This window comes from Streptomyces sp. NPDC001668 (assembly GCF_042893155.1).
Classification (GTDB): Bacteria; Actinomycetota; Actinomycetes; order Streptomycetales; family Streptomycetaceae; genus Streptomyces.
The window spans coordinates 220,778-233,371 of record NZ_JBIAUQ010000007.1; the positions used below are offsets into that span (position 1 = coordinate 220,778).

Consider the following 12,594-nt stretch of genomic DNA (forward strand, 5'->3'; position numbering starts at 1 on the left):
TGCATCGCCTTGCCTCCGTCATGCCCCGTGTCCCGCACGGGGCATGACGCGAAAGGACGACGTGCGCCGTGTCCCTGCTTCCGCTCGAAGGTTCCCCGGGCCCGCTCCCCGCCGCCGCCCCGGCCCCGCTCCCCATCAGCTGCCCGGCTCCCGCCCCCGCCCCCTCCCGCCGCTCCCTGAGCCGTCTCACCCGCCGCCTGCTCACCCTGCTCCCCGTCCTGCTCATCGGCGTCTGGGCGGTGCTGGACTGGCGTGCCCTGTACGACGGCACCGCGCGGCTGGCCTCGGCCGACCCCGGCTGGCTGCTCGTCGGGCTCCTCTACACCTGCCTGGGCTGGATCTCCGCCTCCGTCGTGCGTCAGGGCGCCCTGCCCGAACGGCTGCCGCCGGGCCTCCTGGTCGCCTCGCAGTTCGCCGCCGGCGCCGCCAACCACGTGCTGCCGGCGAGCCTCGGCGCCCACGCGGTCACGCTGCGCTTCCTCCAGGGCCGGGGCATCCCGCTGGCCCGTGCCACCGCCTCACTCGCCCTGTACGCGCTGGTCAGGCCGATCGCCAAGACACTCGTCCTGATCGGCTTCCTGATCGCCCTGCCCGGTCTGCTGCGGCTCGGTGATCTCGTCCCGGACCGGCGCATGCTGTTCCTGCCCCTGGTGGCCGCGGGACTCGGACTCGGCGGCACGCTCCTGCTGCTGACCCTCGTCCGCCCGCTGCGCCGCCCCGCGGTCACGTTCGTGCGCACCGCCCTGACCGACGCCCGCCGTCTGCACACCATGCCCAGCCGGGTCCTCGCCCTGTGGGGCGGCGCGGCGGCCGCGCCGCTGCTCCAGGCGAGCGTGATCCACGCGGTCGGCGCCTCGCTGGGTCTGACCCTGTCCTGGGCGCAGGTCGCGTTCGCGTACCTCGCCGCGAGCAGCGCGGTCGGGTCGGTGCCCGCGCCGGGCGGCATCGGCCCGGTGGACGCGGCCATGGTCTTCACCCTCGCCGTCTACGGCGTCCCGGTGAGCGTCGGCACGGCGACGCTGATCGGCTACCGCGTCCTGACGGTGTGGCTGCCCCTGCTGCCCGGGGTGCTGTGCATGTCGGCCCTCGTGCACCGGAAGGTTCTTTGAACGTTCGCCCCATTGAATGCTTCATTCAACATCCATAGCATTTCAAGGTGGATTCATTCATCAGTCTCAGACGTACGGCCGTCGCCCTGCTCCTGACACTCGGTCTCGCGGCCCCGGCGGTGCCCGCCGCCGCGGAGTCCCGACAGTCCGCGCCCCAGGTCTGGCCGACTCCGCAGAACATGAGGATCGGGAGCGGCCGGATCCCCGTCCCCCGCAGCGTCGTCGAGGTCGTCGGCCCCCGCACCGACCCGTCCGCGATCCGCGTCGCCGAGGCGGCCCTCAGAGCCGCCGGAGCCGACCGCGTCACCACGGTCGACGCCGGCGACCGGCCGCCCGCCGCCGCTCTGACCGTCTACCTCGGCGGCCCCGGCGAGAACACCGCCACCGCCCGGACGCTGCGACAGCTCCACGCCTCCTCCCCGGCCGGCCTCGCCCCGGGCGGCTACGTCCTGGCCTCCGGCCGCAGCCACGGGCGGGCTCTCCTGGCCCTCTCCGGCGTCGACACCGCCGGCACCTTCTACGCCGCCCAGACCCTGCGCCAACTCCTCGACGGCAAGCGAGAGTTGCCCGCCGTCACGATCCGCGACTGGCCCACCGCCGCCCTCCGCGGCGTCATCGAGGGCTTCTACGGCACCCCCTGGACGCACACGGAGCGGCTCGCCCAGCTCGACTTCTACGGCCGTACGAAGCAGAACGTCTACGTCTACTCGCCCAAGGACGACGAGTACCTGCGCGCCCGCTGGCGGGACGAGTACCCGGCCGCCGCGCTGGCCCAGTTGAAGGAACTGGTCGACCGGGCCGACGCCGACCACGTCCGCTTCACCTACGCCCTCTCACCCGGACTCTCCGTCTGCTACTCCTCCGACGCCGACGTGAAGGCGCTCACCGCCAAGTTCGACTCGCTGTACGCCATCGGTGTCCGCTCCTTCGCGATCCCGCTGGACGACATCAGTTACACGAAGTGGAACTGCCCCGAGGACGAGCGGGAGTTCGGCACGGGCGGGGGTGCCGCGGGGGCCGCGCAGGCGCACCTGCTGAACACCGTCTGGAAGCGGTTCTCCGCGGACCACACCGGACTTCAGCCCCTGGAGATGGTCCCCACCGAGTACTCCGACCTCGCCGACTCGCCGTACAAGAAGGCCCTCAGGGAGCAGTTGGACCCGTCGGTGGTCGTCGAGTGGACCGGCGTCGGCGTCATCGCGCCCACCATCACCACCGACCAGGTCGAACAGGCCCGCGAGATCTACGGCCACCCCATCCTGGTCTGGGACAACTACCCGGTCAACGACTACATCACCAGCCGTCTGCTCCTCGGCCCCTACACGGGCCGCGAACCCCGAGTCGCTTCGCGGGCGACAGGCGTGACCGCCAACCCGATGATCCAGGGCGAGGCGAGCAGGATCGCCCTGTTCACCTCGGCCGCCTATCTGTGGAACCCGCACGCCTACGACCCGCGCGAGGCGTTCCTCGCCTCGGTCCGGGACCTCGCGGGACCCGAGTCCGCCAAGTGGCTGCGGATCTTCGCCGAGAACAACTACTCCTCCCCGCTCGACTCCACCGAGTCCCCGACCCTCACGAAGCTGATCGCCGCCTTCCGCACGGCCTACGCACAGGACAGCGGCCTGGACCGAGCGGCAGCCCGGCTGAAGGCCTACTTCGCCGACATGGCGGCCACGCCCGCTCAGTTGCGGGCACATCTCGACAACCCGGGGTTCCTGGAGGAGACCTCCGCCTGGCTCGACAAGCTCGGCCGCTACGGCAGCGCGGGCGAGACGGCCGTGGAGCTGCTGCTGGCCCACAAGGCCGGTGACACGGAAGCGGTCTCGACGTACTGGAATCAACTCCGGCAGGCCCGCAAGGAGCTGGACGCGATCCCGCAGCAGGTGTCGCCGGGCGTCATGGACCAGTTCCTCTACACGACGATGCTGGAGAACGCCCCTGACCCCGGCGTGGACGCCTCCTTCTCCCCCAGCTCGCTGTCCCTGAAGCCCGGGGCCTCCGCGACGGTCACCCTCGACCTCTCCGACACGCAGGCCGGCACGGTCGGCTGGAAGCTCCATGTGCCGGACGGCGTCACCGCAACGCCCTCGGAAGGCACGGACACCAAGGCCACCGTCACCATCACGGGCAGGACGGAGGGCGTGCACTCGATCGTCGTCGAAGGCACAGGCATCCTCGACCGCGCACTCCCGGTCCAGGTCACGGACGGCACCGGCACACCTCGTGCCTTGACGGCCAACTTCAGTGGCGCGTCGGTGAGTTCGATCGACCTCGCCTCCGGAAAGACGACGAACATCGCGGTCGGCGCCAACCCCGGCGAGGTCGTGGTGAGCGCGGACGGCCGTACCGCGTACGCGGCGAACCAGGGCAGCAACACGGTCAGCGTGATCGACGTGGCGAGCGGCAAGGCCACCGCCACGGTCGCCGTGGGCAAGGTCCCGGCCGGCCTCGCGCTCACCCCTGACGGCGGCACGCTCTGGGTGGCCAACTACACGGACGGCACGGTGCAGTCGATCGACACGGCCACCCTGAGGACCGGGACACCGGTACCGGTCGGCGACGGCCCCGAGAACATGGCGGTCACCCCCGACGGCAGAAGCCTCTACGTGGCGAACATCCACGACAACACGGTCAGCCCCGTCGACCTCACCACCGGCAGGGCGGGCGCGGCGATCCCGGTCGGCCCCAGCCCGTTCAACGTCGTGGCCGCCCCCGACTCGAAGACCGTCTACGTCTCCAACTCCGGCGGCTCGACGGTGACCCCTATCGACACGACCACCAACGACACCGAGCCGACCCTCCTGGTCTCCGGCCAGGCCTACGGCCTCGGACTGTCCCCGGACGGCCGCACCCTGTGGGTGAGCCCGAGCAACGGCGACACGATCACCCCGGTGAACACGGTGACCGGCGCCCCGGGCCCCGGGGTCAAGGTGGGCAGATCGGCCTTCGACGTGGCCCTGGACTGGAACGGCAGCACGGCCTACGTCACAACGGCCGACGGCAACACCCTGGTCCCGGTGGACACGGCGACGAGCGCCACCAGGCCGCCCCTGACAACGGGCGCGTATCCCCTGGCAGCAGCCCTGACTCCGGTACCTGTGAACTGAGGGAGGTGCAACACACCTAGGGGCGCGGGGAACTGCGCGACCGTCCCCACCGGCCGCAAGTTCCCCGCGATACCCGAACCCCCCGAAAAACCTACGTGGCCGTACGCCGAACCCGCCCCGCGTACTTCTTCTCCAACTCCAAGTTGCCCTCAAAACCACCAGGAACGTTGGCCGACACGTAGACCGGCGGACGCCGACCCGCGGCAAGCAGCAACCCCGAAGCCTCCGCCACCACCATCTGCACCAGCATCACCCCGGTCAGCGTGGACAGCGCCCCCACCGCCCCACCCCCCGGCAACGACACCAGCGCGTCCCCCACCGGCGCCGCGTTGTCCAGCACCACATCCGCCAGGTCCACGAGCTTCTTCCCGCTCTCGTGCCCCGCGGGCACCGCCCCCGTGTGCGTGAGAGAGGTGATCGCGAGGACCTTGTGTCCCCGCGACTTCGCGTGCAGCGCCATCTCCACGATGACGTTGTTGACACCGGAGTTGGAGATGATGACGAACAGGTCCCGGGCCTGCGGGGCGGCGAGGTCGTAGAGGCGGACGGCCACCCCCGGCCGGCGCTCCAGCAGCGGGTCGTCGAGGACGCTCGGCGCGTCACCGCCGTAGAGGACGAGGTCGGACATCTGGAGCCGGTTCGTGGGCACGAGTCCGCCCGCGCGGCCCGCGACCTCCAGGACCATCGCCTGGGAGTGGCCGGTGCCGAAGGCGTGGATGACACCGTCGGCGCTGATGCAGTCGGCGACCAGTTCGGCGGCGCGGCGCACGTCCTCGCGGGCGGACTCGGTGACGTGACGGAGGACGTCCAGGCTCTGTTCGGCGAAGCCCTGGGCGCTGACTGACTCGACGGACACGCGACACTCCCCACTGATGGATTGAACCACCATTCAATCACCCATCGATGAATCAATAAACCACAACGCGGTCCTGGTATTCAATCAGTGGACCTAAGGGTGGCTGATACCTTCTTTCCATGCCTCCGACCGACGTCACCACCCTGATCCGCACCGAGCTGCCCCGGCTGGCCGGTTCCCTGCGGAAGGTCGGCGAGCTGATCCTGGAGGATCCGGCCGCCGTCACCCACTGCTCCGCCGCCGAGCTGGGCCGCCGCACCGGAACCTCGCAGGCCACGGTCACCCGGTTCTGCCGGGCCATCGGGCTCGACTCCTACCAGCATCTGCTGATCGAGCTGGCCCAGGAGCGCGGCCGCGGCGAGGTCTCCGACTGGGGCTCGGCCGAGATCGGCCCCGACATCTCCCCCGACGACAGCCTGGAGCGGGTCGTCCAGGTGGTCGGCAGCGCGGATCTGCGGGCGATCCAGCAGACCATCGAGCGCATCGACCTCGACGCCCTGGAGCGCGCGGCCCAGGCCCTCGCCAAGGCCCGCCGCATCGACGTGTACGGAGTCGGCGGCAGCGGGGCGGTCGCCCAGGAGACCGAGACCCGGCTGTTCCGCATCGGCTGCCAGGTGCGCGGCTGGACCGAGGTGCACGGCGCGGCCACCTCCGCGGCCCTGCTCACCCCGGCCGACGTGGCCATAGGGATCTCCCACTCGGGCGCCACCCGCGAGACGCTCGAACCCTTCGAAATGGCCAAGGAGCGGGGCGCGACCACCATCGCCATCACCACCGACCCGCGCTCCCCGCTGGCGAAGGCCGCGGACATCCGGCTCATCTCGGCGACCTCGGAGACCAGCTTCCGTACCGGCAGCATCGGCGGCCGGCACTCCGTCCTGATGATCGTGGACTGCCTCTACGTCCGGGTCGGCCAGGTCGCGTACCAGCGGGCCAGCTCCTCCCTCGCGCTCACCGACCACATCACGCCGCAGCACGCGGTGAAGGCCCGCCGTTCGCGTTGACCATGACCGATCTTGCATGGATGAACCACCGAGATAACGCGAAGATGGTTGTTTGAATCATCCTCTCGGTGCCAGGATGGGGCTCCCCCGAGTCATCTCGTAGGAGCCCCCTGTGCGTGTCACCGCCGTTGAGTCGACCGAGTTGTTCATCGGTACACCCGAGCAGCCGCGCCAGGTGGTGGCGGCCGGGATCGAGCATGTTCCGGGCCGCCCGGTCCGCGTCACCGTCGAGGGAAGCGCCACCGGGGAGACGGTCGTCACCGTCGGCGAGGACGGCACCGTACGCGCCGAGATACCCGTGACCGGCGAGGGCGGCCCGATCACGGTCACCGCGACCGACGGGGCCGAGTCCGCGAGCGGCACCGGAGAGTTCACGGTCGCCGAGCCGGGCTGGACCATGTTCATGGTCAGCCACTTCCACTACGACCCCGTCTGGTGGAACACCCAGGGCGCCTACACCGAGACCTGGGACGTCGCCGACGACCCGGCCGCCACCGGCCTCACGGCCCGCACCTTCGACTCGCGCGGCCAGTCGGGGATGAGCCTGGTCCGGGCCCACTCCGACCTGGCCCGGCGCGACCCGGCGTACACCTTCGTACTGGCGGAGGTCGACTACCTCAAGCCGTACTGGAACGCCTTCCCGGAGGAGCGCGGCTTCCTGCGCGAGCTGATCCGCACGGGCCGCGTCGAGATCATGGGCGGCACCTACAACGAGCCGAACACCAACCTCACCGGCGCCGAGGCCACCGTACGCAACGCCCTGTACGGCGACGGCTACCAGCGCGCGATCCTCGGGGCGTCCCCGGAGACGGCCTGGCAGCTGGACGCGTTCGGGCACGACCCGCAGTTCCCGGGGATCATGGCGGACGCGGGGGTCACGTCCAGCTCGTGGGCGCGCGGGCCCTTCCACCAGTGGGGCCCCACCCTGTCCGTGTTCGGCGAGGAGCCGCGGGACCCGAACCGGATGCAGTTCCCGGCCGAGTTCGACTGGATCGCCCCCTCGGGGCGCGGGATCCTCACCGCGTACATGGTCAACCACTACGGCGCCGGCTGGCGGATCGACAACGCGCCCACGCTGGCCGAAGCGGAGGCCGAGGCGTTCAAGCTGTTCAAGGGGCTCAAGCAGGTCGCGCTCACCCGCAACGTGCTGCTCCCCGTCGGCGGTGACTACGCGCCGCCGTGCCGCTGGGTGATGGACATCCACCGTGACTGGAACGCCCGTTACGTCTGGCCCCGGTTCGTCTCCGGCATCCCGCGGGACTTCTTCGCCGCCGTACGCGCCGAGCTGGAGGCCGAGGGGCGCAAGGCCTCGCCGCAGACCCGGGACATGAACCCGGTCTACACCGGCAAGGACGTCTCCTACATCGACACCAAGCAGGCCCAGCGGTACGGCGAGACGCTGCTCGCCGACGCGGAGGCATGGGCGACCCTCGCCTCGCTGGTCACCCGCCACCCCTACCCGGACGCGGCCCTCGACAAGGCCTGGCGGCAGCTGGTCTACGGCGCCCACCACGACGCCATCACCGGCTCCGAGTCGGACCAGGTGTACATCGATCTCCTCACCGGCTGGCGGGAGTTGGCCGACCTCGCCGAGACCGTGCACGCGGACGCGACGCAGGCGCTGGCCGACCGGGTGGAGCCGGGCACCGGTCCCGATCTGGTCGTCTTCAACTCCGTCACCTGGGAACGGCAGGACGTGCTCACCGTCGGCGACCCGGGGCTCGTCCCCGTCGGCGACGACTTCCAGCCGCTGCCCGCCGTACGCGAGAAGGACGGCACCCTCCGGGTCGTCGTCCCGCAGGTGCCCGGAATGGGCCTCAAGTCCCTCCCCCTGGCGGCCGGTTCGCTCCCGGAGTGGACCCGCGGCGAGGGCACGACCATCCGCAACGAGTTCTACGAGGTGACGGTCGACCCCGCGCGCGGCGGCGCCGTGAGCAGCCTGCGCGCCGTGCCGGAGGGCGGCCGTGAACTGCTGCCCGCCGGTGACATCGGCAACGAACTCGTCGTCCAGGAGGAGTTCCCGAGGCACCCGCGCTTCGGCGAGGGTCCCTGGCACCTCACTCCCACCGGCACGACGGCCGCGCGCAGCCGTGACGTGAGCGCCGACATCGATGTCGATCACTCCCCGGCCGGGTCCCGCATCACCGTCCGCGCCGACCTCGGACTCTTCACGTACACGCAACAGCTCACCCTGTGGACCGGCGTGAACCGGCTCGACGTCTCCACGACGATCGACGGCTACGACGGCGAGGACCGCCTCATCCGGGTCCGCTGGCCCTCCGACGTGCGGGGCGGGCTGCCCGTGCACGAGGTCGCCGACGCGGTGATCGGGCGGGGGTTCGGGTTCGTGGAGGTGAACAGCGAGGAGTTCCCGTGGACCCTGGACAACCCGGCCAACACCTGGTTCGGGCTGGGCTCCACGGCACGGGTCGCGCTCCAGGACGACACCGGGGCGCAGCTCGGCCAACGGGCCTTCGGGGTCGCCGAGTTGGTGTACGCCGACTGGGAGGAGGCCGGTGAGCTGGGCGCCCCGCTCGCGGCGGCCCTCGTCCGCGCGGGCGTCACCGCCACCTCGACCATCGCCGGCGGCCCCCGCTACGGCGACCTCGAAGTCGACTCCAACCTTCCCGACATCCGGATCGCCGTCGGCGGTCCCGGGCGCAACTCCCTGGTCGCCGAGGCGCTCGCCATGGACCCGGCCGCCGACCGCGAACTGCGCCGCCAGATCGCCGAGCAGGGCGTGGCCGCCGTCTGGGTCGCGCCCCGCGCCTCCCTGCGCGAGGAGTGGGTGCCCGGCGCCGACCTGCGCGACCTGGAGCGGCTGCCGCTGCTGGTGATCGCGGGCGCGGACCCTTCGGGGGACGCCAAGGCGGTGGACACGCTGATCGCGGACCTGGAGGACTTCACCGTCACGGCCACGGCGGCGGGCGGCGGTGAGGCCCTGCCGCCCGGTGACGCCTGGGACGGGCGCGGCTTCGCCGTCCTGAACCGGGGCACGCCCGGCTGCGTGGTCACCACCTCGGGCGACCTCTACATGTCCCTGATGCGCTCCTGCACCGGCTGGCCGTCCGGCATCTGGGTCGACCCGCCCCGCCGCACGACTCCCGACGGCTCGGGCTTCCAGCTCCAGCGCTGGTCGCACACCTTCGAGTACGCGGTCGTCGCGGGCGAGGGCGACTGGCGGGACCTCCGACTCCCCGCGCGGGGACACGAGTTCAACCACCCGCTCACGGCCCGGGTGCGCGGCGACGGCGAGCCCCCGCTGCTGCCCCGGACGACCTCCCTGCTGGAGGTGGAACCGGCCCGCGAGGTGCTCCTCGACGCCTTCAAGCCGCTCGGCTCCCCGCTGGCCAGGGGCAGCGCGGCGCCCGTGGACCCGGGACGCGGGGTCGTCGTCCGCGTGCACGAGGTGAACGGACGGCCGGTGCGGGCCCGCGTGCGCGGACCGGTCGCCTGGACCGAGGGCGCCCGGGCGGACGTACTGGAAAGGCCCGGGGAGTCCCTGACGCCGGACGGCGAGGGGGCGCTGGAGGCCGGACTCACGGGCTTCGAGGTCGCCACCGTCCTGGCCGCGCCCCCGCAGGCGCCGGAGCCGACGACCGACCCGGGCGTCGCCGCCCACGAGCCGGCCCAGCCCGTCCACACCCGCTACTGGCTGCACAACTCCGGACCGGCCCCGCGCGGCAACATGCCCGTGTCCGTCCACCTCGCCCCCACCGCCCTCACCGCGACCGGCCCCGTCACCGCGACGGTCCGGATCGGCTCGGAACTCACGGACACCTCGACGAACGGCACCGTCGTCTTCGAGGTACCACCCGGCTGGACCGCCGAGCCCGCGGAACTGCCCTACGCGCTCGGTCCCGGCGGCTTCTCCCTGACCGAGGTGACCGTGACGCCGCCACCGGAGGCCGAGCCCGGCCGCCACTGGCTCCGGGCCCGCCTCTCGTACGGCGGCCAGACCTACGAGGACGTCGTCGGCCTCGACGTGCCGGGCGCCCCGCCCGCCGGTCCGGGACTGACGTGCGAGCTGAACGCCGACCGGGTCACCGTGCGTCGCGGTGAGCGGGCTCAGGTTCCGGTGAGCCTGCGCAACACCACCCGGGGCCCGGTCGGCGGACAGCTCTGGGCGGTGTCGTCCTGGGGCACCTGGCAGGGCGTGGCGCCGGGGTTGCAGGGCTTCACGGTGCCGGGCGGCGAGCGGGTCGAGTCCGTGATCGAGGTGGACGGCTCGTCGATCCCGCCGGGTTCGTACTGGCTGATGGCGAAGGCCGCGTGGAACGGGCAGGTGGCGTACACGAGGACGATCCCCCTGGAGGTGACCCCGTGAGGCCAGAACACGCGGCACTGATAGACGGCGAGCCACTACCGACAGAACGGGTCGACTCGTTCCTGGAAGCGCCCTATAGGGGCGCGGGGCTGTATCAATCTGCGGCTCCGCCGCGGGGCGCGACAAGCCACAACGAGCCGGCACCCGCCAGACGGCAGCCAGAGGCACCCTCTGTCGCGAGACAACGCCGCCGCTGGGCCACGCAAGTCGTGGTCACGGACGAACTCGCCCGAAGTGCCTGCGCGGACCGAGGCCTCGAACCCCCGCCCGAAGTCTCCCCGGCCAAGATCCTCACCCTGGCCGAGTCCGACGTCGCCGACCTCGGCAGCATCGTCGCGGCAGCGTTGGCCCACTCCCCCGCCGCCCGCACCCTCCTCGCCGCCCTGGAAGCCGAACAGACGGTCCCGGAAGCGGCCGTACAGGACTACTACGCCCGCAACCAGGACCGCTTCCTCACCCCAGAGGCCCTCAGACGCGGCGCCGACCCCTTCGGCGAGGAGACGGCATCGGAAGACGTCCAGCCTTACGAAGTGGTCCGCGACCGCATCACACGCGAGCTGCGCCAAGCGGCGGGCCGCCAGGCCTTCTTCGGCTGGCTGGACCAGGCCCGCAGCACAGTCGTGTACTCCCACGGCCATGAACACCCGGGCGACCCCTCCCACCCGGACCACGAACACCGTCACTGATCTCCTACGGAACCTAAACGCAACACAGGAACCCATTGACCTCCGATGAATTCTGGTCCACCTTTTCATCAATCGGAGTCGGAGTTGGTTCATTGAACCAGCCGTGGAAGGGCATCACATGCGCGCAAAGAGACTGACCCGCACCCTGACCTGTATCGCCGCTCTGTCCCTCGCGGCCACCGGCTGCGGCCTGAGCGGCGGCTCCGACAGCGGTGACGCCACCGCCGGCGGCTGCAAGGTCGACAAGGGCAACGTCGGGTCGGGGAAGCTCACCGGTGAGGTCAAGGGCAACATCACCTTCCAGACCACCAACCTGAAGAAAGACTTCGGGAGCTTCTTCAACGGAGTGATCAGCGACTTCGAGAAGGCCCACCCCGGCACCAAGGTCAAGTGGATCGACGACCCCGGCGACAACACCTTCACCAGCCGGACCGTCGCCGACGCCCAGGCCTGCACGATGGCCGACGTCATCAACGTCAACGCGCCGACGGCGACCGCCCTCACCAAGGCCGGCTACCTGCTCGACATCGGCACCAAGGACCCGGACGCCGCGGGGCCCTTCGTCCCGTCGTTCTGGAAGACCGCCACCTTCGCCGACGCCTCCGGCAAGTCGATCCACACCACGCTGCCCTGGTACACGGGCGGTGTCCTGCTGACGTACAACAAGGACCTCCTCCAGAAGGCGGGTGTCGACCCGGCGAAGCCGCCGACGAGCATCTTCGGGCTCTTCGCCGACTACGAGAAGGTCGCCAAGGCCGCCGACGGCAAGTTCTTCGCGACGATGGCCAACCCGATCTGGCGCATCCCCGCCGACTTCGACCAGATGGGCATCAAGGTCCTCTCCGCCGACGGCAAGTCCGCCGTCTTCGCCGACGACCCGCGCACCACCCAGTGGGTCGCGTGGATGGCGAAGCTCTACAAGGAGGGCGCGATGCCGAAGGACTCGCTGTCCTCCAGCAACGACCCCTCCACGCTCTACAGCCAGGGCAAGGTGGCCTACGGTTCGACGAACCCGAGCTTCGTGCGGTTCGTGAAGCAGAACAGCCCCTCCGTCTACGACAAGACGGCCGTCGGCCAGCAGCCCTACGACGCGCTCGGCCGCGCCTCCGCCGGTGCCCCGCAGTACATCTCGGTCGCCGCGACCAGCAAGCACGCGCCGGTGGCGCTGTCGTTCGCGGAGTTCCTCACCAACGCCGAGAACCAGACGGCCTGGTGCAAGGACCCGGACGTGGTGATCTTCCCGACCACCACCGCGTCGCTGAACGACCCGTTCTTCCAGAACGTCACCGGCAGCGACCCGTTCTCACAGGCCCGCAAGCTCGTCGCCGACCAGCTCAAGACGGCGGACACCAACCAGACCAACCTCTCCCCGGCCGTGCAGAACGCCATCGTGTCCCAGGTGCAGTTGGCCATGCAGGGCAAGAAGAGCGCGGCGGACGCCGTGAAGGACGCCCAGGAGAAGTCGAACGAGCTGCTGAAGCAGGGTAGCTGACGGTGACGGCACA

The 12,594-nt window shown here is 71.0% G+C and carries 7 protein-coding genes; 6 read left to right on the forward strand and 1 reads right to left on the reverse strand.

What is annotated here, in order from left to right; translation table 11 throughout:
• The first annotated feature begins 68 nt into the window (after window positions 1-68).
• Window positions 69-1,109, forward strand: coding sequence for a YbhN family protein (locus tag ACFYZ8_RS22965; protein WP_388537101.1), 1,041 nt, complete (start codon window positions 69-71; stop codon window positions 1,107-1,109).
• A 47-nt stretch (window positions 1,110-1,156) separates the two neighbouring features.
• Window positions 1,157-4,216 (forward strand): beta-N-acetylglucosaminidase domain-containing protein, encoded by a 3,060-nt coding sequence (locus ACFYZ8_RS22970; RefSeq protein WP_388537102.1) that lies wholly within the window; start codon window positions 1,157-1,159, stop codon window positions 4,214-4,216.
• Window positions 4,217-4,307: 91 nt separating this feature from the next.
• On the opposite strand, the gene ACFYZ8_RS22975 is transcribed toward ACFYZ8_RS22970, so the two are convergent.
• Window positions 4,308-5,072: an SIS domain-containing protein gene (locus tag ACFYZ8_RS22975; RefSeq protein WP_359028880.1), complete on the reverse strand. Its 765-nt coding sequence runs from the start codon at window positions 5,070-5,072 to the stop codon at window positions 4,308-4,310.
• A 119-nt stretch (window positions 5,073-5,191) separates the two neighbouring features.
• On the opposite strand from ACFYZ8_RS22975, the gene ACFYZ8_RS22980 reads away from it, so the two are divergent.
• From ACFYZ8_RS22980 to ACFYZ8_RS22995, 4 genes are all read left to right on the forward strand, one after another.
• Window positions 5,192-6,076, forward strand: coding sequence for a MurR/RpiR family transcriptional regulator (locus ACFYZ8_RS22980; RefSeq protein WP_359028881.1), 885 nt, complete (start codon window positions 5,192-5,194; stop codon window positions 6,074-6,076).
• A 112-nt stretch (window positions 6,077-6,188) separates the two neighbouring features.
• Window positions 6,189-10,403: an NEW3 domain-containing protein gene (locus ACFYZ8_RS22985; protein ID WP_388537104.1), complete on the forward strand. Its 4,215-nt coding sequence runs from the start codon at window positions 6,189-6,191 to the stop codon at window positions 10,401-10,403.
• A 209-nt stretch (window positions 10,404-10,612) separates the two neighbouring features.
• Entirely contained in the window at window positions 10,613-11,089 is a 477-nt protein-coding gene (locus tag ACFYZ8_RS22990) for a peptidyl-prolyl cis-trans isomerase (RefSeq protein ID WP_388537105.1), read from the forward strand.
• Window positions 11,090-11,207: 118 nt separating this feature from the next.
• Window positions 11,208-12,581, forward strand: coding sequence for an extracellular solute-binding protein (locus ACFYZ8_RS22995; protein ID WP_388537107.1), 1,374 nt, complete (start codon window positions 11,208-11,210; stop codon window positions 12,579-12,581).
• The last annotated feature ends 13 nt before the right edge of the window (window positions 12,582-12,594 follow it).

Coding starts and splice junctions, on each gene's coding strand:
- ACFYZ8_RS22980 (WP_359028881.1), top strand. CDS start 5,192: ATGCCTCCGACCGACGTCACCACCCTGATCCGCACCGAGCTGCCCCGG.
- ACFYZ8_RS22995 (WP_388537107.1), top strand. CDS start 11,208: ATGCGCGCAAAGAGACTGACCCGCACCCTGACCTGTATCGCCGCTCTG.